General features: G+C 65.6%; 22 protein-coding genes. 13 read left to right on the plus strand and 9 right to left on the minus strand.

What is annotated here, in order from left to right:
* Positions 1-59: 59 nt before the first annotated feature.
* The 6 genes from dnaB to rpsF all read right to left on the minus strand — a co-directional run bounded on the left by dnaB (position 60) and on the right by rpsF (position 7,705).
* Positions 60-2,696 (minus strand): replicative DNA helicase, encoded by a 2,637-nt coding sequence (dnaB, locus tag DK926_RS08180; protein ID WP_114330014.1) that lies wholly within the window; start codon positions 2,694-2,696, stop codon positions 60-62.
* A gap of 875 nt (positions 2,697-3,571) precedes the next feature.
* On the minus strand, positions 3,572-5,821 hold the full coding sequence (locus tag DK926_RS08185) for a bifunctional SulP family inorganic anion transporter/carbonic anhydrase (protein ID WP_068430720.1): 2,250 nt from the start codon (positions 5,819-5,821) through the stop codon (positions 3,572-3,574).
* A gap of 240 nt (positions 5,822-6,061) precedes the next feature.
* Positions 6,062-6,517 carry a 50S ribosomal protein L9 gene (gene rplI / locus DK926_RS08190; protein WP_068430717.1) on the minus strand — a complete coding sequence of 152 codons (456 nt, stop codon included), beginning with the start codon at positions 6,515-6,517 and terminating at the stop codon, positions 6,062-6,064.
* A 17-nt stretch (positions 6,518-6,534) separates the two neighbouring features.
* A complete protein-coding gene (gene rpsR, locus DK926_RS08195) occupies positions 6,535-6,777 on the minus strand; it encodes a 30S ribosomal protein S18 (RefSeq protein ID WP_019665161.1) in 243 nt (80 codons plus the stop codon).
* 44 nt (positions 6,778-6,821) lie between these two features.
* Entirely contained in the window at positions 6,822-7,358 is a 537-nt protein-coding gene (locus DK926_RS08200; RefSeq protein WP_114330015.1) for a single-stranded DNA-binding protein, read from the minus strand.
* Positions 7,359-7,417: 59 nt separating this feature from the next.
* The gene (rpsF, locus tag DK926_RS08205) at positions 7,418-7,705 is read right to left on the minus strand and encodes a 30S ribosomal protein S6 (protein WP_068430711.1); all 288 of its coding nucleotides are present in this window, start codon (positions 7,703-7,705) and stop codon (positions 7,418-7,420) included.
* A 162-nt stretch (positions 7,706-7,867) separates the two neighbouring features.
* Here rpsF and DK926_RS08215 point away from each other — a divergent pair, with 162 nt between their 5' ends.
* The 3 genes from DK926_RS08215 (at position 7,868) to DK926_RS08225 (ending at position 10,537) form a co-directional block, all read left to right on the plus strand.
* Positions 7,868-9,232, plus strand: a complete 1,365-nt coding sequence (locus DK926_RS08215) for a hypothetical protein (protein ID WP_174551492.1) — start codon at positions 7,868-7,870, stop codon at positions 9,230-9,232.
* A gap of 96 nt (positions 9,233-9,328) precedes the next feature.
* Positions 9,329-10,024 (plus strand): response regulator transcription factor, encoded by a 696-nt coding sequence (locus DK926_RS08220; protein ID WP_068431025.1) that lies wholly within the window; start codon positions 9,329-9,331, stop codon positions 10,022-10,024.
* A 141-nt stretch (positions 10,025-10,165) separates the two neighbouring features.
* A complete protein-coding gene (locus DK926_RS08225) occupies positions 10,166-10,537 on the plus strand; it encodes a LuxR C-terminal-related transcriptional regulator (RefSeq protein WP_114330016.1) in 372 nt (123 codons plus the stop codon).
* Between the two features lie 5 nt (positions 10,538-10,542).
* On the opposite strand, the gene DK926_RS08230 is transcribed toward DK926_RS08225, so the two are convergent.
* A complete protein-coding gene (locus tag DK926_RS08230; RefSeq protein ID WP_114330017.1) occupies positions 10,543-14,280 on the minus strand; it encodes a hypothetical protein in 3,738 nt (1,245 codons plus the stop codon).
* Between the two features lie 188 nt (positions 14,281-14,468).
* Here DK926_RS08230 and DK926_RS08235 point away from each other — a divergent pair, with 188 nt between their 5' ends.
* On the plus strand, positions 14,469-14,768 hold the full coding sequence (locus tag DK926_RS08235; RefSeq protein WP_347812639.1) for a LuxR C-terminal-related transcriptional regulator: 300 nt from the start codon (positions 14,469-14,471) through the stop codon (positions 14,766-14,768).
* 3 nt (positions 14,769-14,771) lie between these two features.
* Here the strand turns inward: DK926_RS08235 and DK926_RS08240 are convergent, their stop codons facing one another.
* On the minus strand, positions 14,772-15,869 hold the full coding sequence (locus tag DK926_RS08240; RefSeq protein ID WP_068430703.1) for a DUF475 domain-containing protein: 1,098 nt from the start codon (positions 15,867-15,869) through the stop codon (positions 14,772-14,774).
* Between the two features lie 108 nt (positions 15,870-15,977).
* On the minus strand, positions 15,978-16,553 hold the full coding sequence (locus tag DK926_RS08245) for a TerD family protein (RefSeq protein WP_068430700.1): 576 nt from the start codon (positions 16,551-16,553) through the stop codon (positions 15,978-15,980).
* A 233-nt stretch (positions 16,554-16,786) separates the two neighbouring features.
* Here DK926_RS08245 and DK926_RS08250 point away from each other — a divergent pair, with 233 nt between their 5' ends.
* The 9 genes from DK926_RS08250 (at position 16,787) to DK926_RS08290 (ending at position 26,723) form a co-directional block, all read left to right on the plus strand.
* Complete coding sequence (locus tag DK926_RS08250) at positions 16,787-17,890, plus strand: hypothetical protein (protein ID WP_114330018.1); 1,104 nt, start codon at positions 16,787-16,789, stop codon at positions 17,888-17,890.
* A 59-nt stretch (positions 17,891-17,949) separates the two neighbouring features.
* Positions 17,950-19,107: an HpcH/HpaI aldolase/citrate lyase family protein gene (locus DK926_RS08255; RefSeq protein WP_114330019.1), complete on the plus strand. Its 1,158-nt coding sequence runs from the start codon at positions 17,950-17,952 to the stop codon at positions 19,105-19,107.
* The gene (locus DK926_RS08260) at positions 19,104-21,437 is read left to right on the plus strand and encodes a phosphoribosyltransferase (RefSeq protein ID WP_114330020.1); all 2,334 of its coding nucleotides are present in this window, start codon (positions 19,104-19,106) and stop codon (positions 21,435-21,437) included. Before DK926_RS08255 ends, DK926_RS08260 begins: the two co-directional genes overlap by 4 nt.
* A complete protein-coding gene (locus DK926_RS08265; RefSeq protein ID WP_207890774.1) occupies positions 21,434-22,264 on the plus strand; it encodes an HAD family hydrolase in 831 nt (276 codons plus the stop codon). Before DK926_RS08260 ends, DK926_RS08265 begins: the two co-directional genes overlap by 4 nt.
* A 75-nt stretch (positions 22,265-22,339) precedes the next feature.
* Positions 22,340-23,782 (plus strand): hypothetical protein, encoded by a 1,443-nt coding sequence (locus tag DK926_RS08270; protein ID WP_114330021.1) that lies wholly within the window; start codon positions 22,340-22,342, stop codon positions 23,780-23,782.
* The gene (locus DK926_RS08275; protein ID WP_114330022.1) at positions 23,779-24,525 is read left to right on the plus strand and encodes an ESX secretion-associated protein EspG; all 747 of its coding nucleotides are present in this window, start codon (positions 23,779-23,781) and stop codon (positions 24,523-24,525) included. The genes DK926_RS08270 and DK926_RS08275 overlap by 4 nt, the downstream gene beginning before the upstream one ends.
* A 64-nt stretch (positions 24,526-24,589) precedes the next feature.
* Complete coding sequence (locus DK926_RS08280; protein WP_125833390.1) at positions 24,590-25,186, plus strand: hypothetical protein; 597 nt, start codon at positions 24,590-24,592, stop codon at positions 25,184-25,186.
* Positions 25,186-25,407: a helix-turn-helix transcriptional regulator gene (locus DK926_RS08285; RefSeq protein ID WP_114330024.1), complete on the plus strand. Its 222-nt coding sequence runs from the start codon at positions 25,186-25,188 to the stop codon at positions 25,405-25,407. The genes DK926_RS08280 and DK926_RS08285 overlap by 1 nt, the downstream gene beginning before the upstream one ends.
* A 101-nt stretch (positions 25,408-25,508) precedes the next feature.
* Positions 25,509-26,723 (plus strand): TerD family protein, encoded by a 1,215-nt coding sequence (locus DK926_RS08290; RefSeq protein ID WP_114330025.1) that lies wholly within the window; start codon positions 25,509-25,511, stop codon positions 26,721-26,723.
* The last annotated feature ends 15 nt before the right edge of the window (positions 26,724-26,738 follow it).

A 26,738-nucleotide genomic window follows, 5' to 3' on the forward strand; every position in this document is an offset into this window, starting at 1 on the left:
CGGCGATTCGATCCGTACTCGGGTTCGGTGCCTCGACGGAATCAGCGGCGGGGTAGAACCTAACCCCGCGCCATATCGACGAACCGCGACAGGTGCAACTGGTGCGCCACGGTGATGGTCGCGGTCGGACCGTTACGGTGCTTGCCGAGGATCAGGTCGGCCTCGCCGCCACGCGGGTCGTCACGCTCGATCGCGTCGGGACGGTGCAACAGGATGACCATGTCGGCGTCCTGCTCGAGCGATCCGGACTCACGGAGGTCGGACACCATGGGCTTCTTGTCGGTGCGCTGCTCGGGGCCACGGTTGAGCTGACAGACCGCGACCACCGGCACTTCCAACTCCTTGGCGAGAAGCTTCAGCTGACGAGAGAAGTCCGAGACCTCCTGCTGACGTGATTCGACCTTCTTGCCCGACGACATCAGCTGAAGGTAGTCCACCACAACGAGTTTCAGCCCGTGGCGCTGCTTCAGGCGACGCGCCTTCGCACGAATCTCCATCATCGTCAGGTTGGGGGAGTCGTCGACGAACAGCGGCGCCTCGCTGATCTCGCTCATACGGCGCGCCAACCGTGTCCAGTCGTCATCGGTCATCTTGCCCGAACGCATGTCGCCGAGCTTGATCTTCGCCTCTGCAGACAGCAGACGCATCACGATCTCGGTGCGGCTCATCTCCAGGGAGAAAATGACGCTCGGCAATCCATGCTTGATCGAGCACGAACGCATGAAGTCCATAGACAGCGTGGAATTGTGCGTCGGGATCATCGACTCGCCCGCGAGGTACAGGTGTTCGATATTGTCGACCTCGACACAACGCACGGGAACCGACGCGACCGGGCGAACGTCGACGATGAACCGAGAGCCCGACCGGACGGTCGTCGACGCAGCACGACGTTCTTTGTGCAGCAATTGCTTTCGATGCCGACCGAAGACGATGTCATCGGTTGCGAATGTCAGCGTGTAGGCAGTGGACGACGCCTCGCTACGCCCCTTGACTCGCTTCGTCGACATCTGCACCCGGTAACCCAGGCTGACGACGAGCTCACGCACGTCGTCGACCAGTCGCTTGTTGGTGACGCTGAACTGCGCCGAGCCTCCACCGGTGACCGTTCCGTCCGTGTCGAGCAAGCCCGCGAGGAGCGCTCGACGTTGGGCCTCGGAGCTTCTCAGATACTCGGTCGGAATGTGCTTGTCGCCCAACACACCGATGGTGCGCAGACGTGCTTGCACTGTGCCCACTGTGCTTCTGCACGCCTGGCAACGGTGCAGTCCGGTGGTCGGCGCTCCACAGTCGACGCACGCGGCCGCCGGCACTGGCTCCGACATGAAACGCGCTTTGCCACCGCATGACTGACCACAGGTTCGGACGTTCAGTGGGAACGGCGAGAATTCCTTGCCGCACACTACGCATTCCTTCACCACTACTTCTTCGGAAGGAAGCTGGATGGAATAGCGCAGGGTAGCCGCGGCGGACTTGGTCACCCGCAGCCCTTCTCCCTCGATACGGGTCAGAACCTCAGGATCCGCGCTGGTGATCTGAGCGCACGACGACGAGCCGTCACCGAGCCACGCACCCAACGTGTAGGGAGGCACCAACAGATCACGCTCGGGCAACTGAATTGCTTCCGCGTTCACCACCGAGTGGTTGAGGCGTGCATCCTTGGTGTTGCAGCGAACGGTCTTCGCGATCTCCTCGGTGGTACGCACCTCCGCGAAGGTCTGCTGCGAGCGGTAACCGTTGTACTGAGTCTTTGCGGCTTGCGCGGACTTGCGCGAAGCGCGCGTCTCGGTCAACCACTGGTGCTGTGCGTCGGCGACGATGACCGACCCGTCGGAGAACTCGACCTCGTAGCAGGGCCGATCGGTCATGACGTCCGTCGCGGCCACGACACGGGTGGGCTTACCGTGCGCGTCGATGAGCTGGTCGCCGACCATGACCTCGCCCATGGTGGTCCAGCCGTCGGGCGTCGCGAGCTTCGTGTCGAGCGCGAGGGCCTTACCTACACCAGGACGAGCCGCCACGATGATCATCTGACCTGCGTGAAGACCGTTGGTGATTTCGTCGAGCTCCGCGAATCCGGTTGGCACACCGAGCGAGATGCCGCCGCGGCTGGCGATGGAGTCGATCTCGTCCATCGTCGGCTGCAGCAGCTCTTCCAGAGGCAAGAAGTCCTCGGCGGTACGACGCTCGGTGACCTCGTACACCTCGGCCTGCGCACGGTCGACGACCTCGGCGACATCCTGACCGTCCGAGCCCGCATAACCGAACTGCACGATGCGAGTGCCTGCTTGCACAAGACGGCGCAGGATCGATTTCTCGCCGACGATCTCGGCGTAAAAGCCGGCGTTGGCTGCCGTCGGCACCGTCTGCGTCAAGGTGATCAAGTACGGCGGACCACCGATGCGCTTGAGCTCACCGCGACGATCGAGCTCGGCCGACACCGTCACCGGGTCGGCGGGCTCACCTCGGCTGTAGAGATCGAGGATGGCGTCGTAGATGCTCTGGTGCGCCGGGCGGTAGAAGTCGCCCGGCCGAAGCACCTCTAGAACGTCCGCAATGGCGTCCTTGCTCAGCAGCATGCCGCCGAGGACGGACTGCTCCGCCGCCATGTCCTGTGGAGGCTGTCGACCGAAATCCTCACCGGGCGCTTCGCTGGGGGGTGGTTCGGAGGAGTAGTCGGGCTGCCCTCGATCGTCCACAACTGCCACGCGAACTCGACCGTCCTTCCCATCGCACACCGCCGGCCGCTACCACTTCGCGACCCGTCGGAACAAGTTGTACATCGGCACACCGACACCCCCGTAGATGCCGAGACGTCTCCGCCGCCGTTCACGCCCAACCGGGCCGCGGAGACACGCTGGAGGCACGTTATGTGGTCTCGTCTCACGTCACAACACGGGCTGTGGATGAATCTGTGGAACGAATGTGGATAGCGTTGAACAACTGTGTTGACCATCTGGGGACAACCTGGGTATAACTTCGCCCTGAGGTGGCATACGCGCAGCGTAGGGACTGTGTAGAAACTTTCTGTCCTGTGTATGAATTATCACCCGGCGTGTCGCCCGAGTTTGACAACTCGGGCGTGTTGAGTAAATGGCAAGTGAACTGGAGAGTGAATCCGGTCACAGTGCCTGGGAACACTCACAAATCCCGGCAGTCGACCCGGTTTCGCTACTCCGCGGTAGATACAGACCATTCGGTCCTCGACATTGCGGACGTTCGGCCTCTGTTTTTGCGGCCGTGCGTCCCTCGCATTTGCGCACCTTTCAGCAGCCGCGCACGTTGCAACCCGCGCACACACTGCAACCCGCGCACACAGCCGCCCGGCCCCGCGCACCCCACCCACCCGCGCACCTTCCAGCAGCCGCGCACGTTGCAACCCGCGCACACACTGCAACCCGCGCAGACAGCGGCCCAGCCCCGCGCACCCACCCCACCGCGCACCTTCCAGCAGCCGCGCACGTTGCAACCCGCGCACTCACTGCAACCCGCGCAGACAGCGACCCAGCAACGGCGAAACCCGCGCCGCGGACGAATCCGAGACGCGGGTTTCGATCAACCCCTCGATCAGCCCCTAGTCCGTGGGCCCGTCGAGCACGGTGATGTCCTTCGTGCCGATCTGGAGGACGCGGGCCGACGGGATGTCGAAGAACAGTCCGGTCACCCGCAACCTGCCCTCGGCCGACGCTTTGCCGACGACGCGGTGCCGCGTCAGTGTCTGCAGCTGCACGGCCACGTTGACCATCGCCAGCTGATCGCCCTCGGAGAAGCCGAGTTCCTCGGCCGCACGACCGACGGGGTGGCCGCTCCGATACGCCTCGAGACTTGCCAGTCCGTGTTCCAGCCATTCGCCGACGCGCTCGTCGCCGGCTTTCTCCGGACCAGCCATGACGGCCTTCATCGCTCCACAGCCCGAATGTCCACACACGACGACCGAGCTGGTGCCCAGGACGTCGACGCCGTACGCCAGCGCAGCCTCAACGGACGTGTCCTGACCCTGCGCCGGGATCATGTTGCCCATGTTGCGGACGGTGAAGAGGTCACCGGGGCCACTGCTCGTGATGGTGTTCGGCATGACCCGTGAATCGACGCAGCACAGGAAGAACGTGTCGGGATCCTGGAACTCCTCCAGCCCTTCGAGGTGCGGCTTGATCGCCTCGGCATGCGTGCGGTGATATTCGGCCACGCCGGACAGCACCGGCCGTAGAGCAGGCGGATGGTCGTCGGCGACGGTGTCACTCTTGAGCTGCCATGCCGACCACGGCGCCAGCGAACCGCGGACCGCTCCGAGGCCACGCTTCGGCGGCCCCTCTGTTGCCGCAGCCAACGAGGCCGACCCGTTCTCTTCGATGCAGACGGTTCCGCCCCCGAGCTCGTGCTGACGGATCCATTCCTGCAACTGGTCGTGCACGGCGTGATCCAGGAAGTCGACGGCAAGCTCCATGTGCACCTTGGTGCCGGCGGGAACCGACGACAGCACGTGCGTCAGACGCGGCAACGACAGGAAGCTCAGCGAGCCCTGCATGTGCACTCGCCACGTACCGTCGACGGTCTCGTCGGCGTGCACGTTGGCCCAGACGACGCGACGCAGCACGAGGAAGATTGCGAGCGCGAGTCCGATCAGCACGCCTTCGAGCAAATTCAGTACGACGACGCCGACGACGGTGACCGCGTACACGGCGATGTCACCCGTCTTACGCGCAATCTTGATGTCCGCCAACTTGATCAGCTGGACACCGATCATCACCAACAGACCGGCGAGCGCGGCGAACGGCACCAGCTCCACCACCGAGATGAACAGCACCGAGAAGATCAGAATCCACACGCCGTGCAGAACCGCCGAGGCACGAGACTTGGCTCCCGCCTTGACATTACTGGCGCTGCGGACGATCACGCCGGTGACCGGTAGACCACCCGCGACACCGGAGACCATGTTGGCCGTACCCTGACCGAGCAGTTCACGGTCGAAGTTGGTGCGCGGGCCGGTGTGCATCTTGTCGATCGCAACCGCGGACAGCAGGCTCTCGACGCTGGCGATCAGCGCGATCGTGAGGACACCCGTCGCGATGCCCGCCCACTGACCGTCCGGGATGGCCGGCAGTGCCAGTGCCTCGATCAGGTTGCCGGGCAGGTCGATTCGCTCGACATCGAGATCCATGAACACCGAGATCGCGGTTGCCGTGACGACAGCGACGAGCGCGGCGGGCACCTTCGACGCCCCACCGGGGAGTCGGGGCCAGATCAGCATCAGCGCGACGACGACGCCGCCGACCAAGATGGACGGCCACTGACCGTCGGCGACGGACGTCGGAATGGCGAGCAGGTTCTCCACTGCGGAACTCTCGGACTCCCCGCCGAGGAGGACGTGAATCTGTTGCAGCGCAATGGTGACACCGATCCCGGCGAGCATCGCGTGCACCACCACCGGAGATATCGCGAGTGCATGTCGTGCGATCCTGCTGAGCCCCAACAGGATCTGGACTGCGCCGGCCCCGACGGTGATGAGACATGTTACGGCCCAACCGAATTGGTTGACCAGTTCGGCTACCACCACGGTGAGTCCGGCCGCAGGACCACTGACCTGCAATGCCGAACCGCCCAGGGCGCCTGCGAGAATGCCACCGATGACCGCAGCGATGAGGCCGGCCATGATGGGTGCTCCCGACGCGACTGCGATGCCGATCGAAAGCGGTACTGCCACAAGGAAAACGACCAGCGACGCTGGAACGTCGTATCTGAGAATTCCCCTGACCCGAGACGTCTGCTCGGAATCCTTCTTCGATGATTCAGCCCCTGCTGAATCCTTGTCCACTGTCGTTGTCACGGCAGGTCCTCCGGGCGTCTAGACGTCGATCGGTCATGTGCGTGTCTTGTCGTAGTTGCCTATTCGTGTGTCGCCCAGTAACCGACAGTACGCAAAACGGACACCGACCGCCCCCTATGAGACCTGCTTCACAGATGAAATCGTTTGCAGCACTTCATTCTTGTGACAAGGCACGAAAAAAGCCCCACGAAACAGTGTTTCGTGGGGCTTTCTTCAGCCGTAGTGGGCCGGAAGCCGGAATCAGGCTCCGACGACCTCGAGCTTGAACTTGGCAGCCACATCGGGGTGCAGGTTCACGACGACGTCGTGCTTGCCCGTTGCCTTGATGTGAGCCTTCGGCAGATCGATGCTGCGCTTGTCGACGACGGGGCCGCCCGCTGCCTTGATGGCAGAAGCGACGTCCGACGCGGTGACCGAGCCGAACAGCTTGCCGGAATCGCCTGCGGTCTTGACCGACAGCGACACGGACTCGAGCCCTTCGATGGCCTGCTTCAGCTCGTTGGCGTGCTCGAGGCCGCGAACGGCGCGAGCTTCCTGAGCGCGGCGGATGCCTTCGACCTGCTTCTGAGCGCCACGGGTGGCCGGGATGGCCAGGCCGCGGGGCAGCAGGAAGTTACGGCCGTAGCCGTCCTTGACCTCCACGGTGTCGCCGGGCGCACCGAGGTTGTCCACATCAGCGGTGAGGATCAGCTTCATGAGTGATCGCCCCTTTCTTATCGAGCCGTCGCGGCGTAGGGGAGCAGAGCTACCTCACGCGAGTTCTTCACGGCAACGGCCACGTCACGCTGATGCTGGACGCAGTTGCCGGTGACTCGACGCGCGCGGATCTTGCCGCGGTCGCTGACGTACTTACGCAGCAGCGTCGTGTCCTTGTAATCGATCTGCGTGTTCTTTTCCTTGCAGAAGGAACACGCCTTCTTCTTGAGCACCTTGTCGCGCAATGGCGGTTTCGGCATGGGTCTTTCTCCGTTACGTCTGGTTGTTCTCGATCGCGAAGGATCTAGAACGGAGGCTCGTCGTCCCCACCACGCGACCCACCGAAGGAGCCCGACGCCTGCGGGGCGCTGCCCCACGGGTCGTCTCCACCGGAGTTCGATCCCGAGTTGGAGTTGGAACGGCCGCCGCCCGATCCACCCGAGGAACCACCGAAGCCACCCCCGCCGCCGCCTCCGCGATTGGCCTTGTTGACCTTCGCGGTGGCGTAGCGCAGGGAGGGACCGATCTCGTCGACTTCGAGTTCGACGACAGTCCGCTTCTCGCCTTCACGCGTTTCGTACGAACGCTGCCTGAGCCGGCCGCTCACGATGACTCGCGAGCCACGGGTCAAGCTCTCGGCCACGTTCTCCGCAGCTTCACGCCAGATGTTGCAGCGCATGAAGAGTGCGTCGCCGTCTTTCCATTCGTTGGTCTGACGGTCGAACGTGCGCGGGGTGGACGCAACGGTGAAGTTGGCCACGGCCGCACCGGCCGGGGTGAAACGAAGTTCGGGATCTGCCGTCAAATTGCCGATGACGGTGATGACGGTCTCGCCTGCCATGGTTCCTCTTTCAGTAGAAAGTCGTTTGTTGATGCCAGCCTAGAGGCGGGCAACGACAATCACTTGCCCTGTCGCAGGACCTTCGTACGCAGAACGGACTCGTTGAGTCCGAGCTGACGGTCGAGTTCGCTGACAGTGGCGGGCTCGGCGTTGAGGTTCACAACGGCGTAGATGCCCTCGGCATGCTTGGCGATCTCGTAGGCCAGACGACGCTTGCCCCAGACGTCGACCTTGTCGACGCTGCCGCCGTCCTTGCGAACGACATTGAGGAACGTATCCAGTGACGGAGCGACCGTGCGCTCGTCCAGACTGGGGTCCAGAATGACCATCAATTCGTAATGACGCATAAGACCTCATCACCTCCTGTGGACTAGTGAAAACGGCCACGGACTATCCGTGGCAGGAGGGTCGTTGCGTCAGCAACCCTTGGAGGGTACACGAGCGGCTCCTGACCTGCGAAATCAGATGACGGTACCGATGCCGGGCCGTCGGCGACATAGTCTTGCTTCATGCGATCAGGGGTGCGCACCTCACCGGCGACGATGATCGCCGTGGTGACGCTGTGTGCGTTCACGTTGATCCTCGGCTATCTGAACAAGGCCCGCTGTGCGTTGGCACCGTTCGACGACGACGGCCGCAGTACCGCGTTCGATGCGATCAAGGACAGTTCGGTCTGCTACTCGGACATCCAGTTCCTGTGGTTGGGCCGGGATATAAACAACCACATCTTTCCCTACCTCGACGGTGCGATCACGTCGAACGGTGTGCTGACGGGAGGGACCGTCGAATACCCGGTACTCAGTGGCGTCCTGATGTGGCTCGGTGCGATCCCGTCGCACACCGACGCCGAGTTCCTGCTGTGGTCCGCGCTGCTGCTCGCGCCGTTCGGTCTTCTCACGGCGTGGATGCTCGGACGCCTCGCCGGCCGGGCCGCGTTCCTGTGGTCGGCGGGTCCACCGCTCGTCATGTACGCCTTCCACAACTGGGAGCTCCCGGTCGTCGCGGCGGCCGTCGGAGCGGTCTTCGTGATGGCGTCGCGGCTGCCGCTGCGAACCCGTGCGGTGCTCGCGTCGGTGCTGCTCGCGATCGGTTTCTGTCTCAAGCTCTATCCCGGCGCGTTCGTACTGCCGCTCGCCGCGTACGTCGTCTACGAGGGTGGCCGCGGGCGATGGGATTTCCGGGGCGGGCTCGCCGTGCTCGGCGCAGCAGCAGCGACGGTCGTCGCGATCAATCTGCCCTTTGCTCTCGGCGGTTACGAAGGGTGGCGTGCGTCGTTCGTCTTCCAGTCCCTCAGGCAGGCCGACATCACGACGAACTCGATCTGGTATTGGGGTGTGCGGCACTTCTACATCACCGATTCGATGACCGCGGACGACTACGAACACGCGGAAGCGAGCTTTCAGAACACCGTCGACATCCTGTCGCCGCTGCTTGTGTTCGCGGCGTTCGGACTCGCGCTGATACTCGGGCTGCGCCGAGCTCGGCTCGACGGCATGTACCCCTGGATCGCGGTGAGCGGATCCATGCTGTGCGGCTTCCTGCTGTTCCACAAGGTGCACTCACCGCAGTACACGCTGTGGCTCGTGCCGTTCTTCGTCCTGCTGCGGGTTCCGTGGGGCGTCGTCGTCGCCTATCTCGTCGCGGACCTGTCGATGGGAATCGGCGTCTTCAAGTACTTCGCGGCCCTGGCAGCAGGCTCCGATGCCACCACCGAACAGTTCTTCGTCGAGGTCGGCGTCTGGGGACGGGCCGGTCTGCTCGTCGTCCTCTTCTTCCTCTTCGCTCGTGCCCGGCTCAGATTCGACGGCGCCCCGACCACGTCACCGCCGCCCGCTCCGGAGATCGAGTCGACCCCGGCGTCTGCCACCTCCTGAAGATCTCACTTTCGATCCGTAACGAACTACTGCGTTCCGTCGACTAGTCGGGCGGGCGGATCGATTACTGCCCATCGGGTGAAACAGGGGCAGGACATGACTTTCGGCACGGGGGAATCGACGACGTCGGCGGACGGCGTCGCGTCACGCAGGATCGGTCTCGTCGAAGACCACGAATCCGTTGCAATGGGACTGCGAGCGATCCTTGCCGACGAGTCCGATCTCGACCTGGTGGCCGTCGCCCCCACCGTCGACGAACTCCTCGTCCAGACTCGGGTTCTCGATCTGGTCGTTCTCGATCTTCGTCTCGGCGACGGGTCGTCGCCCCGCGCGAACGTCGAGAAGCTGCACTCCTGCGGGATGCAGGTACTCGTCTACACCAGCGCCGAGAACCCGTTCCTCGTCCGTTCCGCCGCACGCGCGGGTGTGCTCGGGGTCGTCCGCAAGTCCGAACCGGCCGCGGCGATCGTCTCCGCGATTCGACGCGCAGCCGATGGCGGTCAGGTCGTCACCACCGACTGGGCCGCGGCCATCGACGGTGATCCGCAGCTTCCCGACGTCGGCCTCAGTCCTCGTCAGCGCGAAGTCCTGGCCCTGTACGCGTCGGGCGAGAAGGCGGGCCGCGTCGCACGGCTGGCGGGGCTGTCGGAACAGACCGTCAACGACTACCTCGTTCGAATCCGCAACAAGTACGCCGAGGCAGGCCGACCGGCTCCGACCAAGACCGATCTGTACAAGCGCGCCGTCGAGGACGGCTGGCTGCCGATGCCGGAAGTGCATCCACACAGCTGACGGCCTGCGCGGGCGGGCGAAAAGGTTGTCGGTTCAATGCCCCTAGTTTTCAGGGCAGGACAGTCCGGTCGCCAGCTGTGAAGATTTAGTTTCAGCTTTGGTTGTGCATTGCCACAACATTTGGAACCCGGGGAGAATCTCATGTCAGCTAGCTTCGAAGCCGCAGTGGTACGTCCGTCGAGCGCGGTCGGACCCGTCGTCGAACTGTCGACGCGGCGCACCATGAGCCTCGTCCCACCGCCCGTTCAGCTGCCCCCGACCACACCCGCGACCGGACCCTTTCTGCCCAGGCCGATCCTGACGGACCGCGAAGTTCAGGTTCTGACGGGCTGGATCCGCTGCGACTCGAAGACCGCGGTCGCGAAGTCTTTGTTCCTGTCCCTCGGAACCATCAACACGCACCTGACGCGTATCCGCGCCAAGTACGCAGCCGTCGGCCGCCCCGCGTCGACGAAGGCCGCCCTCGTCGCCCGCGCACTGCAGGACGGCCTCATCGACATCGCGGATCTGTAAGGCTCTCAGCACAATTCGCGGTACGGCGAGCCGGGTAGGTACTGCTCCCACTCGTCGGGCGTCACCGACAAGCCGCCGCGATCGCAGATGCGGGAGGCGACCTCGTCGGGATCGGTTCTCCACACACGTAGATCCTGCTTCGGTCCGCCGGCGACGACAGCGTTGCCGTCGGCCGTGAAGACTGCGTCGTTCACTCGGTCCCCGTAGGCGGTCAGCGTCGCGTAGCTCTCCGGATTCCACGGATCCTTCACGTCCCAGATCCACATCGACCGACCGCCCACGCCGGCAGCGAGGCGCGTACCGCTCGGGTCGAAGGAGAGGGAGTAGACGGCGTCGCGCGGACCGTGGATCCGCGCGACGTGTCGGGGAGCCGACGAATCCTCGACGTTCCACAACCGGACCGTCCGATCAGCGCTGCCCGCAGCCAGAATTCGCCCGTCCGGGTCGAAGGCGACCGTCGTCGCATCGTCGTCGAATCCGTCCAGGGTCGTCGTAAGCCTCGGTGCGTCGGGCACGGTGACATCCCACAGTTCGACGACGTCGGCCAGGGTAGGGACGGCGATCACGCGGCCATCGGGACTGAAAGCCATGACCTGCGGGTTGTTGCCTGCGTCGAACGTAGCCAGCTGTACCGGGCGGTCCGGTGTGCTCACGTCCCACAGCGAGATGTCCGACGAGTTCTGCGGTGACACGGCCAGGAGGTCACCGTTTCTCGAGAATGCAAGGGCTCCGACGAGCGTCGCGACCGCAGGATGCGGCCCGCCCAGCGGGATCGGGTTACGCGGGTTCTCGATGTTCCACAGCTGAAAGGCTCCCGACGCGGTGCCACCCGCGACCACCGTTCCGTCCCACGAGATGGCCGCGGCACCCGTCAGCGGGTCGGAGGGCACGGTCGACGTCAGATTCTGTCCCGCAGAGACCGGTCGGTCAGGATTTGTGACGTCCCACAATCGCAGCCCGTCTCCCCGTGAGCCGACACCCGCGACGATGCGGGTGCCGCTGCCGTCGATCGGATTGACGAACACGGTGTCGGTCTGGCCGCTCATCACCGGACCCGGCATCGGCCACAGGCGCGTGATCCCGTCCTGGCCTGCGGCGATCAGCGACCTGTCGTCCGGGCTGTACGCGACCGACAGAACCACGCTCGAACCAGGCAGGACCTCGCGCGGATCGTCGGTGACGGTATCCCAGGTCCGCATCGAACTGTCCGAGCTGACCGCCGCGAGCTCCGAGCCGTCGGGGCTGAATGCGACGTCGTTGACGTAGCTGGTGAACCCGGTCAGCGCGGGCCTGCTCGTGAGGCCACCACGCTCGTCGACGGCCCATCGCACCACCTCCCGTCCGGTTGTCCCGGCGGCGAGTGTGCGGCCGTCCGGCGCGAACGCGAGCGACAGGTAGTCGTTCGTCGAACCGTCGGCGGGCACGTCGACGACGGGCGCTCGCAGGTCCGCTGTGTTCCAGACCCGCAGCGACCGCCCGACGCCCGCGGTCACGAGCAGCGCACCGCTGGGGGCGAACGCGGCGGCGTTGACGGCGCCCGACGTCCCGGGATTCGCGACGAGAGCAGGTGCGCGACGGTCCGACACATCCCACAACGACACGTCGCCCTGCGCGGACACCATGACCAGCGCACGACCGTCCGCGTCGAACGCCAGCACCTTCGACCGGGCATCGTCCACAGCAGCCAGCTCGACGGGCGCATCCGGATCCGAGACGTCCCACAGACTCGTGCCCGACGCGCCTCCGACGGCCACGATCGGCTCCGAGGGAGCGAAGGCAAGCGCCACCGCCGAACCCGGTCCTGACAGCGTGATGGTCCCGCGGGACTGCGCGGCCGACCCGTCGACCGACCACAGACGCACGACGCCGTCCGCACCTGCCGTTGCCAGCACGGTTCCGGTCGAATCGATCCGCGCCCGCGATTGTCCGGGAACGCCGGGGAGCCGCACCGGCGCGTGGATTGCCGACGCGTCGAGCAGCGCCGAGCGCGCAGCCTGGGTCGGGTTCGTCTCGTACGCCGCGAGCGCAAGGTGTACCGACAGGCCCGGATCGAGCTCGCGGAGTCGCTCTGCGGTCCCGGCGACCTGACCCGCCAGCGCAGACTCCGCGTCGGCACGGCGTTGGTCCGCGTCCGCTCGTGCGGAGAAGGCGACGCCGGCGGAACCGACTGCGACGACCGTGACGACGGCGAGGGCAGCAGCCAGTCCCTCCAACACCCGCCGCCGACGACGACGCTGCGACCGGAAATGATCGACCCGGTCGCGGCTCGCGGCGAGGAAGTCACGGTCGACGGCATTCAGGTCGTCGCGGTGGTCACCGTCTGCCAGCGAGTCCTCGACGGCGTCGAGCCGACTGCGGGACAGAACCGACCCGGTGTCGCGTCCGGCCTCGTCCCACAACACCGCGGCGTCGGTGAGCCTCCTGTGCGTCAGCAACCATTGCCGATCGTCCGCGATCCACAGCCGCATCCGGTCCCAGGCCGTCAGCAGCACTTCGTGGGTCACCGACACGGCTTCTTCCTCGACCGTCAGCAGACGACTCGCAGTGAACGCCTCCAACACCGTCTCGACATCGGCGTCCACGCCGTCGCCGTGGAACAGCTCGGCACGAGCCACGCGTCGACGCGTCAGTACCTCTCCGTCGATGTTGACCAACCGCACGAAGATGCGTCGTGCCTGTTCCTGCTGGGCGGGTGTCAACGACGCGAAGACCGTCTCGGCGCTCTGCTGCACGGCACCGGCGAGTCCTCCGGTGGCGTGATAGTCGTCGACGGTCAGCCTGTTTCCCTTGGCCAACTGCCACGTCGAGAGAAGGGCGTGCGACAGCATCGGCAGCGCACCCTGGTCGTGTGCGAACGTCGAGCCACGAGGCTCGAACTCCTTGATCAGCGCACGCAGCAGGGCGTCGTCGACGGTCATGCCTGCCTTGCGCGCCGGCTCGACGATGACGTCGGCCACCTCTTTCGGACCCAGTCGCCCGACGACGACGGGACTGTCACCGAGTCCTCGGACGAAGACGTCTTCCCCGATGGCGTTCTGATAGAAGTCCGCACGCAGACCGAAGACGACCACGACGCTCGAGCCGTCGAGCACCCGTCGGACAGCGTCACGGAACGCCGCTCGCTCGTCGTCCGTCGCCAGCGTCCACAGCTCCTCGATCTGGTCGAACACCAGGACCGCAGTGTGCGTCTCGGTGTCGACGAAGTCCCGCGCTCCTACGAAACCGGAACGAACCGTGACACCTTCTCGGGCGCCCGCCAGGCCCGCACGCAGCAACGAGGATTTGCCGGAGCCCGACGCCCCCAGCACGACGACGACGCCTCCACCTGCCTCGGCGAGCGCGTCGACCCGCGCCACGAGGGTGCCGGTGACGTCGTCGCGGCCGAAGAACCATTCGCGATCCTGCTCGCCGAACGCTTCGAGACCCTTGTACGGCGCCTGCCCCTTGCGCGAGTGCTTCCGCCCCGGGGACGAGCGGACCCGCCCGACGGCATCCCACCACCGTTGTCGCTCGGCTCTGCTGTCCACTCCGCATGCGGCGAGTACCCGGTCGAACATCTCCGAGCTGGCCTTCACCGGCACGTGATGCCCGAAGAACCATCCCCTGACGGTGCCGTGCAGGCCGCCCGAGCGCTCGACCAGTTCGCGATACGTGACACCGGACTGCTCGCGCAGAGCGCGAAGTCCGGCTGCCAGCTCGGCCCTGGTGACTATCGCCGAGGGATCCGGGCGGTCGGTATTCATGCGCGAACTATAGGGCAATACCGGCTCTTCGCCAGGTCAACGCCCGACCGAATGTATTGACCCTGTACGGACTCGGGCGACGAAGTGGCACACCGAGCAGCTGTCCGTGCAAAATCAGACCAGGCGGTCGGACGCCGGCGCCCGGGAACACCCGGCGTCGAACCCACTCGAAGGAGGTCGGACACGCAATGACCCCACCACGTCCGCCGAACCCACCCTCGGATGACGATTCGCCCCTGGACCGGGACGGTCACCTGTATCGCAAGCCCCCGCTGAGCGCACGCGAGGTCGAAGTCATGATCGCGTGGTTCGCGTCGGACTCGAAGCCCGAAGCGGCCAAATCGGTGCACATCTCCGTCGGCACCATCAACACGCACCTGACGCGCATTCGCCAGAAGTATCTGTCGGTCGGGCGTCCCGCACCGACGAAGGCCGCCCTGTTCGCGCGTGCGCTACAGGACGGCCTGACGAAGCTCGACGATTGGTGACGTCTAGACGTGCGTGTGCGTGTCCACGCCCTCCGACTCCAGCTTGCGGTTGCGCATGATGCTGCTGACGAAGGCCGCACCGATGAAGAAGACGCCGACGAGACCGGTGATGATCTCGTTGATGTGCACGCCGATCGAGACCAGCAAGATGACGGCCAGCGCACCGATGGCCCAGTGCGCGCCGTGCTCGAGGTAGACGTAGTCGGACAACGTGCCCTTGCGGACGAGGTAGACCGTGATGGAACGGACGAACATAGCACCGATGAAGCCCAGGCCGAGCGCGATGATGATCGGGTCCGCGGTGATGGCGAACGCGCCGATGACGCCGTCGAACGAGAACGACGCGTCCAGCACCTCGAGGTAGAGGAACAGGAAGAAGCCCGCCTTGCCGGTTGCCTTGGCGAGGTTCGACGGCCCACCCGAGGACTCTTCGCCCTCTTCGTCCACATGGAACAGTTCACCGAGACCGTTGACGGCGATGTAGGTGATCATGCCGAGCACACCCGACACCATGACGGTGGAGATCTTGTCGTCCTCGGCGAGGAACTCGGCGCTGAGCACCAGCAACAGACCGGCGACGACGACGGACAGCTGGTCCAGACGGCCGATGCGCGCGAGCGGCTTCTCGAGCCAGCTCAGCCACGTGATGTCGCGGTCCTCGAAGATGAAGTTCAGGAACAGCATCAGCAGGAACATGCCGCCGAACGCCGCGATCTGCGGGTGCGCGTCGGTCAGCAGCGTCTCGTAACTCGGTGAGCCGTCCGGGAAGTACGCGGCGTCGTCGGCCGGCGGGTTGAGCGCCAGGTCGAGAGCCTCGACCGGCCCCTTGCCCGACGCCGCCCAGACGATGACGAGCGGGAACAACAGGCGCATGCCGAACACGGCGATCACGATGCCGATGGTCAGGAAGATCTTCTGCCAGAACTCGCTCATGCGTCGCAGCACGGTCGCGTTGATGACGGCATTGTCGAACGACAGAGACACTTCGAGGACGCCCAGAATCGCGACGAGGAAGAGCGCCTGCCAGCCGCCGTAGAGGAAGGCCACGACCATCGAGACGAGGGTGACTCCGATGGACCAACCGAATATTCGCAGAACCACTGTCGGTGGCCTTTCTCTTGCCATCGTGAAGAACGTCAGAAAACGGGAAAACCCCCGCCCATCATGGAGGATGGAACGGGGGTATCCCCAATCTTGAGAACGCCTTTACTAGACGTTTACTCCGAAGTCGCGGGCGATTCCGGCGAGTCCGGAGGCGTAGCCCTGACCGACCGCGCGGAACTTCCATTCGGCACCGTTGCGGTACAGCTCGCCGAAGACCATGGCCGTCTCGGTCGAGGCGTCCTCGCTGAGGTCGTAGCGAGCGAGCTCCGAGTTGTCGGCCTGGTTGATGACGCGGATGAACGCGTTGCGCACCTGACCGAACGACTGCGAGCGGGCATCGGCGTCGTAGATGGAGACGGGGAACGTGATGGAGTCGACGTTCGGCGGAACAGCAGCCAGATCGACCTTGATCTGCTCGTCGTCGCCCTCGCCCTCGCCGGTGGTGTTGTCACCGGTGTGCTCGATGGACCCGTCGGGAGACTTGAGGTTGTTGAAGAACACGAAGTGCTGGTCGCTCAACGCCTTCTTCTCGGTGCTCAGCGCGATGGCGCTGGCGTCCAGGTCGAAGTCCGTTCCGGTCGTCGTACGAATGTCCCAGCCGAGACCGACCGTGACCGCGGTCAGGTTGGGAGCTGCCTTGGTGAGTGAGACATTGCCGCCCTTGCTGAGGCTGACGCCCATGGAGAAGTCCTTTCGATGTGGATTCCGCTACGGCATTCACCGTAGTGGTCGTGTGTCCGATTCGTGCGAGTTCATCCGGTTGTACTCAGCCAACGCGCGCACCACACGCCGAAGTTCCCGTCAGTACTATCGGGCTCGTGACAAGTCGCTGGCCTGGGGCCTTTCGCCGCGGAGGGGGAGCCGAATCCGCCGCGCGCGCGTCGCAGGACACCGCCGTCGCCGCATTCCTCGACATGGACAAGCGACAGTCGATCGCGTCGACCGGCGTCGACGCCATCAAAGCACTGACGCCCGATCGTGACGTCTCGTCCGCGTGGGCGGGCGCGCAGAAGAAATGTTTCGACGCCGGCGCGGCGTATCTCGCCGCGATGGACCAGTTCGACGGCGTCGCCACACCAGCGGCGCAGGCTGCGTTCGACAACGCGACGCGCGCACTCGGTGAGGCGAGCCGAGCAGTCGATGCGTTCTACGAGGCGCACCGCACCGACCTCGAGCAGGCCCGGGCGATGCTCGCTGCGACACCGCGCCTGGCGCAGGACGCGAAAGCCCTCGCACAGAAAGCCCAGATGGCCGTCGCCGATGCCGACGAGAAATACATCGGCTATCCGTCGATCCGCGCGGCGTGGTCGTCGGTCGACGCCGCCGTCGCCGCTCTCGATGCAGCGATGGCGTCGCAGAACGCCCTCGGTGCACGCGCCGCTGCAAGCGACGTCCGTGATGCCGCGAGTGCGCTGGAGGCGGCGATCGACGCGGCCCCGGCACGTGAGCGCGAGGCACGCTCGGCCCTCGCTTCGGTGCGCACGCGCCTCGAAGCCGTCCGTACACGCTCCGAACGCCTGGCACCTGCCTTCTCGACGCTGCTGCGTGAGTTCAACGTCGCCAGCTCGGCGGATCTGTCCGGCAACGAGAAGGCCAGCGATCGCCACATCGAGCAAGCTGCCGAGGACATGTCGGCGGCCCGTGCAGCGGCGGATTCCGGGAATCCCGAGCAAGCATTGGACTACATCACGCAGGCGCGAGCACACCTGAGCGACGCGGAGGAGCTCGTCGACGCGGTGACCGACCGCGTCGACCTGCTTCGTGCGGTGAAAGCCAACCCGCGAGAGAAAGAACAAGCGGTGCGTTTCAAGTTACGAGACGCCCAACAATTGGCGCTCAACCGCGGACTGGTTGCCGAGTGGGGATCGGTACTGGATGCTCAGCTGGCTCGGATCGAGCGAGCAAGCACCGCGTTGACCGGAACCCACCCGGACTACTGGTCGTATCTGCAGGATCTGGACAGTATTTCCGGATTCATCGCCGGGGTGATCGACCGCATGCGAGCCTCCGCCCGATGACACCCGGCTCGGCAACACCTGCCGCGGCAGGACCCGCTCGACAACTCCTAAGGAATCCGGTGCAACACTTTCGACACCTCGACGCCGCCACGCAGGCCGCGCTGTTCTTCCGGTCGCCGTCACCTGTCGACCCGAACGGCGATTTGGCCAGTGTCGCAACGGCTCTCGGAGCCACGTTGTACATGCCTGCGACACGGCAGGATCTGACGGCCACGCTCGTCAAGCGCAGCGCGGAAGGCGTCTGCTCGTTGGTGATCGACCTCGAGGACGCCGTCGCCGACGACAATCTCGAAGAGGCCATCGGCAACACCGTCGCAACGCTCGACGAGCTACATCTTTCCGACGATCTCGGCTCGCTGGTGTTCGTCAGGGCTCGTACACCGGAACAGATCCGACGCATCAGCACGGAGGTCGCACACGGCGCCCGCGCGCTGTCCGGCTTCGTGGTCCCGAAGTTCACGGCCGCACGCGGTGCGTCGTTCCTCGACGAGATCGCCGCAGCCTCCGACGTGCACGGCAAGCGGTTGTTCGCCATGCCCGTTCTGGAATCCACGGAGGTGCTCTTCCGCGAGACACGTGATGCGGAACTGATGGCGATTCGCGAACTCCTCGTCGCGCATCGGGACCGCATCCTCGCCGTACGTATCGGCGCCACCGACATGTGCGGCAACTTCGGCATCCGACGCGACCGCGACCTGACGATCTACGACGTCCGTGTGGTCGCCGACGCGATCAGCGCCATCGTCAACCACCTCGGCCGTTCGGGGGATTCGGGATTCGTCATCACCGGCCCGGTCTGGGAGTACTTCGCCGACCACGAACGCATGTTCCGCCCGATGCTGCGGCAGACGCCGTTCGTCGAACACGAAGCGGTACGGTTCCGTCAGCAACTCGTCAGCAGCGACCTCGACGGGCTGCTGCGTGAGGTCGCACTCGATCGGGCCAACGGAATCCAGGGCAAGACCGTCATACATCCGTCGCATGTTCCTGCGGTGCACGCACTGTCGGCCGTCACGCACGAGGAGTATCACGACGCGCTCGACATTCTCGAGTCGAACTCGGGCGGGGTACGCCCGTCCGGATACCGCAACAAGATGAACGAGCTCGGCCCACACCGCAATTGGGCCCGACAGACCATGCTGCGCGCGAATGCGTTCGGCGTCACCAACGAAGGGATCACGTTCGTGGATCTGCTCACGGCATTGGCGGGCCGATGACGACGCCCAACCCGGCATCGGGTGTCGTCGTCACCGGCACCGGGTCGTCGTCGGACTGGACGGTGGAGCAACTCGTTCAGCCCGGGTTACGCCGAAACCCAAGGCGCGCACACCTTCTCGTGTCGGAGGTGCTCGGCAAGCACATTCCGGTGGATCCCGAGGTCGTCACCGCGGCCGCCGACCGCCTCGGCACTCTCGTACTCGACGCCGTCGGCGGATCCGACGTCGTCGTACTCGGATTCGCCGAGACGGCAACCGGTCTCGGCCACGGCGTCGCAGCTCGGCTCAACGCCCACTGCTACCTGCACTCGACGCGTCGAGACGTGCCAGGCATCGAGGTGTACGGGGAGTTCCAGGAGGGGCACTCGCACGCGACGGACCACCGCCTGCTGCCGACGTCCGCGGACGTTCTTGACGTGCCGCTGCCGCTGGTTCTCGTCGACGACGAGATCTCGACCGGCAAGACCGCGCTGGAAGCGATCCGCTCGGTGCACGCGACGACGCCGCGGCAGCACTACGTGATCGCGTCGCTCGTCGACATGCGCGCGCCCGAGCACCGTGCCCACTCCGATTCCGTCGCAGCCGAACTCGGTGTCGTCATCGACAGCGTCAGCCTGGCTCAGGGCAGCGTCGACCTCGGTGACACACTCGTCGACGACGTCGCCGCGCTGCCCGAGCCGCAGTTCAATCCCGTCGCGGACAAGGCCGGAACCGTCACGCGCGTCGACGCGGAGTGGCCCGACGCAGTTCCCGACGGCGGCCGCCACGGCTTCCTGTCCTTCGACACGCCTGCGTTCGAGGCGGCGATCGCCCGCGTCGCCGCTCAGGTCGACGCGGCACTGCCACCGGGCGCGCCGATCGTCGTGCTCGGACACGAGGAATTGATGTACCTGCCGCTTCGGTTGGCGTCGATTCTGCGGGCGGGCGGACATCCCGCGCTGTTCCAGACCACCACGCGCTCACCGGCATACGTGCTCGATCGACCCGACTACCCGCTGCGACGCGGCTTCCAGTTCGTCGCCCCCGAGCACGGGGAATCCGAGGCGCGCTACGTCTACAACGCGTCGGGACCCGAGGACGCGATTCTGGTCCTGGTCGTCGACGATCCCGCCGACACCGAACGCCTGTTCGGCGAAGGCGGAGCTGCACGGACTCTCGCGGCGTCGGGATCCGACGTTCTGGTCGTCGTGGTCTCCGGGGCCGATCCGTTAGCGCTCACCGCATCACGCCGCGCGGTTCCGTTGACCGGGCCGGCGTTCGGATCGTACGCACCACACGAGGTCACTTGGCTGCTGAAAGATCTCTCGCACGTCGAACTCGAAGCAGGAATCGCCGAGCGCGAGAAGAACATTCAAGCGGGTACCGCGCACTACGCCGAGTCGCTCCCCATCGAGTACCAACCCGATGTCGCCTACCGCGAGCTGTTCGAGAAAGTCCTGCAGGAGAGCGCTTCTCGCTTGGCGATCGCCGTCGGAACGGTGACCGAGATCGTGCTTGCCGAGCGCGGCCACGACGTCGTGCTCGCGTCCCTGGCACGGGCGGGAACACCTGTCGGCATACTGATGCGGCGCTGGGCACACCAGGTGCACGGACTAGAGTTGCCGCACTACGCGGTGTCGATCGTCCGCGACCGCGGAATCGACTCCGTTGCGCTGCGTTACCTCGCCGACAACCACGACCCGGGCAAGGTCGTCTTCGTGGATGGATGGACCGGTAAGGGGGCGATCGCTCGTGAGCTGACCGCGGCGCTCGACGCGTTCGACGGTCCCCGGTTCGATCCCGACCTCGCGGTCCTCGCCGATCCGGGCCAGTGCGCGCGCACCTACGGCACGCGTGACGACTTCCTGATCGCGTCGGCATGCCTCAATTCGACGGTGTCCGGACTGGTTTCACGCACCGTCCTCAACCGCGATCTGATTCGCGACGGCGAATTCCACGGGGCGAAGTACTACGCGGACCTCGCCCCCGACGACGTGTCCAACCATCTGCTCGATACCGTCGCCGCGCAGTTCGATGCGGTACGCGACGATGTCACCGCCTCCGTCGCCGCGGTGACCGCGTCCAATCGCACGCCGACGTGGTCGGGCTGGGCATCGGTGGAGAAGGTGCGCGACGAGTTCGGAATCTCGCACGTCAACTTCGTCAAGCCGGGAGTCGGGGAGACGACGCGGGTACTTCTCCGACGCGTTCCCTGGCGAATTCTGGTGCGTGACATCGACGCTCCGGAGCACGAGCACATCAGGATGCTCGCCGCGGCCCGGGGAGTACCCGTCGTCGAGGTGCCGGATCTCGCGTACTCGTGCATGGGATTGATCAAGGACGTCACGTGAGCATTCTGATCTCGGTCGACCTGGACCGTACGATGATCTATTCCGCTGCGGCACTGGGGTTCCCCGTCGACGACTCCGTACGCTGTGTCGAGATGTACGACGGCGCCCCACTGTCCTACATGACCCACGTGGCCGCCGAATCCCTGGAGACGCTGACGCGCAGGGCCGTCGTGGTGCCGACGACGACGCGCACCATCGAGCAGTTCCAGCGGATCGCGCTACCGGGTGCGCCGTGGCGGTACGCCATCACCAGCAACGGCGGCAACATTCTCGTCGACGGCGTAGCGGATCAGGCGTGGCGCCAGAGCTTTTCGACGGTCGATCTGGACGGTGTGCGCGGCGAACTGGAACGCCGCGCGGTCGGCGACTGGGTATTGAAGCGTCGCACTGCCGACGACCTGTTCTGCTACCTCGTCGTCGACACGGCATCGGTGCCCGCGGACTTCCTCGCCGACTGGTCGACGTGGTGTGCCGAACGCGGATGGAACGTCTCGCAGCAGGGCCGCAAGGTGTACACGATGCCCGACGTCGTCTGCAAGAGCCGAGCCGTCGCGGAGGTGCTCTCCCGCTGCATCGACGACGGAACCCTCGACGCCGACGCCGTCACACTCGCGGCAGGCGACGGCGCCCTCGACGCCGAGATGCTCATCGCCGCCGATCGGGCGATCCGGCCGAAGCACGGCGAACTCGAACTCCTCGGCTTCCGACACGAGCGGCTCGAGGTCACGGACGCGGCGGGCGGCAAGGCGAGCGAACAGATACTCGCGTGGATGCAGGCACTGGTCGAACAGGACGGAACCGTCGGCGTCGGAGGTGCGTCCAAGTAGTCGAGGTCGGTTCGTAGCTGGGGGGATACGGATGAACACGCAGGTAGACGGTTCGGGCATGCCGTGGGGGTCCCGGTGAGTCCGGAACCGGAGTTCGTTCTCTCCGATCTTCCCAGCGTGATGGAGAAGCTGGACGTCGCACTTCCGTCCGTTCTGCAGGGCGGATCTCCCCTGCCGTTGGGGCTCGCGTTGGGACTCGACGGTGTGGTTTCCGACATCTCGAGGCGCGCCGGGTACGCCGTTCGGTACGACGGACCCGGCGGTGCGGCCGACGACGTGTTCGACGCGATGAGCCACGCCGAGATCTACGGCAAGGTTTCCGAGTTCACCCCGGACACGTTGCAGAACATGGCGAACAACTGGCGCACGATCGGGGGGAACGCGTCCAAGGACGCCGGGCAGTTCGCGTCGGATATCGGCAACGTCATCGGGCAGGACTGGCAGGGTGCCGCTGCCGAGGCGGCCGGAGCGGGCGTGCAGCGCTACGCGGTGTCGGCCGTCGAGCTGATGATCGCGTCGCACACGTTCTCGGGCACGATCGCCGCCGCGCACGACGCCCTCTCCGACACCAAGAGCAGCGTGCCTGCGCCGCAACCGATCTCGAAGACCGACCGTGTCCTCGACGTCTTCGCGTCGGTCGGCAACCTCGTCGTCCCCGGTTCGATGAAGAACTCCCAGTTCGAGCGCGACGAAGCCGAGGAACAGGCTCGCACGATCATGAAGACGCTGTACCAACCGGCCATTCGCGACGCGAGCGACCGTATCCCGGTTCTCCCTCGGGCGCTCGATCCGTCGAACGGCGGCGAGGCGAGCGGCTCGGGTTCAGGGCACTACGTTCCGTACGGCGGGTCCTCGGGATCGACCTGGTCCGGAGGAGGGACGTCGTCGTCGGGCGGCTCACTTCCCGGCCCGCAGGCCGAACCCGGCGGTCAGTCTGGATCGACCGCGACGACGTCGCCGTCGACACCCCAGGAGACCGCGACGCAGGCAGCAGGCTGGACTCCGACGTCCGGTGACTCCGCATTCGGTGCTGCGCCGACGACCTCTGCAGCTGGCAGCGGGACGGGTGGCGGTTCCACGCCCGGTGGTGGTTCCACGTCCGGTGGCGGATCGATGCTCGGTGCACCGGTCGGCGGTCGGGGCGGTGCCGCTGGACCCGGTGACTCGCGATCCAACGGACGCCTCGGTGGCGGTTCGGGCGCCGGGGGAATGGGTGGAACCGGCGGCTTCGGAACAGCTCCGCGTGGTGGCTCGTCACTCGGTGGGTCGACACTCGGCGGCACCCCGTCGGGCGGCCCGGGCGGGACGGGCGGCAGCGCAGGCGGCGTCGCAGGTGCGACGACGGCGCACGGACGGCCCGGCGCTCCGGGTATGGGCGCGATGGCGCCCGGCGCGGGTAGAGGCGTCACCGACGGCGACGACGTCCACAAGACTCCGGGCTACCTCGTCGACGCGATCAACGGTGACGAGCTGATCGGCACCCTTCCCTTGGTAGCGCCACCGGTACTCGGCGAATGATACAGCGGCAGTGGGTCTTTCGCGGTCTCGAGTTCAGGAGCCTGATGCGCAGCGTCGGTCGGGACAGACTGCCGTTTCCGCTCCAGTTCCGTCCGCTCGTCGCGTCGGCGGAGGAGTACGCCCGCCAACAACACGACGCCGACGTCCTGGCGACGTCCGCCCTCGACGACGATCTTCGAGTCTCGTTGCGTGCCATCGTGGACCCGACGTATCGCATCGAGGTCGTCGGTCACCACCGACGGCGTGGATCCGAGCCGGAGAAGGTTCGCGCGCACGCCGCAGTGCAGCACGACGTGGGCGTCGTCCTGGTCCAGGATCCCGGCGTCGACGACGCGACCGGACACGATGTGACGGTCACGCTCGTCGACAGTCGTCACGCGGCACGTCTCGTCCTCGGGGCTCTTCCCGTCTGCGGTTCGGGTGACACACCACGGCTCGACGTGGTTCGGAGACAGGCGGATTCGAACGAGGCCATGGTGCGTGCTGCGACGCGCACATCGGACCGCGAGCGCGCCGACCAGCTTCTCGGCCGTCCCCAGTCGAGTGCGGGCGAAATTCTGATCTGCAGAGGTGCGTCGATCGACGGACGCCCCGATGACACCGCAGCCGGCTTCCACTGGATCGACATCGACGGCGACGGACGCTACATCGTCCGGCACGGATCGATCGTCAGCATTCTTCCTGCCTCCCCGGCGGATCTCGAACGGGAGGTGAGGCGCGCAGTCGATGACGTCACCCGTTGACACCCCATCGATTTTCGATACCCTATCGATAGTCGTTGTTATCGATTGTCGATAGGGAGGCGTCGTGATGAATCAGCTGGGCTCGGTGCGCCAGAACAAGCTGCTCGCATGGGGGTTCGCCGCGGCAATCGCGATCTGGACGGTACTGAATCTCGTACAGTTCCACCGCTCGTCCACGGTCGACGCCACCATCGAAGCATCGGAGAAGCAGCCCGCCCTCCCGATGTTCGGCGCCGAGTTCACGCCGGGAAACATCGTCGAGATCACCGTCGCGAAGTCGGATCTGGGCCACCTGCAGGGGTTCGTCACGTTCTGCGGATACGCCCAGCCCATCGCCGTGATGGTCGTACTGTTGTTCGGCCTGCTGTTTCTCTACCGATTCACCGTCGACGTGCTGACCGGGCAGCCCTTCACGAAGCGCGCCAATTCGAACCTGCTCATGGTGGGTGTCGCGGTCGTCGCCTACCCGATCGTGCCGGGCATCTTCGGGCGTCTCGGCACGAATTCCGTCATCGGTGCACTCGATCTGGATACGTTCGACTCGGCGAGCTCGGCCGTGGGTGTCTGGACAGCGATCGGAATTGCGTTCTTCCTGCAGATCGTGTTCGCCGCCATGCAGCAGGGCGCCAGACTCGCCGAGGACACCGAGGGCCTCGTCTGATGGGTGACGCCCCCGACCACCTGATCACCTGTCATCTCGGCGAGGTTCTCGACGCCCGCGGAATGACGCTCGCCGAGCTGTCACGTCTGGCCGGAGTAAGCGTCGTGAATCTTTCGGTGCTGAAGAACGACCGGGCCAAGGCAATTCGATTCTCGACGCTGACCGCCATCTGTCGGGTGTTGAACTGCAGCCCGGGCGAGCTGTTCACCGTCCGCGACTGAGTACGAGCAATCGGACAAATCGACCCAGTACATTGGAGGAGGCCATCCGCTATCCCACTCGAATCGAAGGACACACATTGTCTGCTCCCGCCGGTCAGCCCTTGGTGAAGGGACAGAACGGACCGATCTCCGCCAGTGACGTGATCGTGTCGGTGCAGCTCACCGCACCCGCTGACCTGTCGGCCCTGCTGGTCACCTCCACCGGCAAAGTCCGCTCCGACGCCGACTTCGTGTTCTTCAACCAGCCGCAGGGCCCCGGCGTTCGCCTCGTACCCGGCGCAGCCGGACAGCCCGCGCAGCTGGCCATCTCGCTGGCGCAGATCCCCGCGGACATCGAGCAGATCCGCGCCGTCATCACGCTGGAGGACGCGTCGAGCAACTTCGGTCGTTCCGCGGCGCCCACAGCGTTCGTCTCCGACGGGCAGGGCACGCCCCTGTTTCACTACACCGTCGACGGCCTGAGCAGTGAGTCCATCGTCATCGCGCTCGAGGTGTACCGGCGCGCGGGCGCGTGGAAGGTCCGCGCCGTCGGCCAGGGATACGCCGGTGGATTCGCCGCCCTCGTCACCGATCACGGAGTCAGCGTCGACGACGAGCCCGCCGCACAACCCGCGCCGGCGCAGCCGGTCTCGACTCCCGCGCCGACGCCGCCTCCCGCCCCCCCTGCACCCACGCCCCCTCCTGCCGCGCCCGCGGGACCGCCCGAGGTCAGTCTCACCAAGGCTCGGCCCGTCAGCCTCACCAAGGGCCAGAAGGTCACGCTGCGCAAGGACGGCGGCGTCGCGCTGACCATCATCCGTATGGGCTTGGGCTGGGATCCGGTGCAAGCTCCGAAGAAGACGAGTTTCTTCGGGGGCGGTAACCGAGGCGGAGGAAACATCGACCTGGACGCGTCGGCGATCCTGTTCGCAAACCGAAATGTCGCCGACATCGTCTACTACGGCCAGTTGAAGTCCAAGGACAGCTCGATTCTGCACCAGGGTGACAACCTGACCGGTGAGGGCGAAGGCGACGACGAGGTCGTGAACGTCGACCTGACCCGCGTGCCCGCGCACATCGACGCGATCGTGTTCACCGTGACGTCGTACCGCGGCCAGACGTTCGAGCAGATCCAGAATGCGTTCACCCGACTCGTCGACGACACCAACAACATCGAGTTGGCGCGATTCACGCTGCAGGGCGGCATGCCGTTCACCGGACTGGTCATGGCCAAGGTCTTCCGCGAAGGCGGCAACTGGAAGTTGCAGGCGATCGGCGACGGCATCCAGGCCAAACACGCAGGCGAGGCGGTCCCTCAGCTCGGCAAGTACCTGTAGGGCGTCGCACGCAGG

It is taken from the genome of Rhodococcus sp. Eu-32 (assembly GCF_003336925.1).
GTDB lineage: Bacteria > Actinomycetota > Actinomycetes > Mycobacteriales > Mycobacteriaceae > Rhodococcoides > Rhodococcoides kyotonensis_B.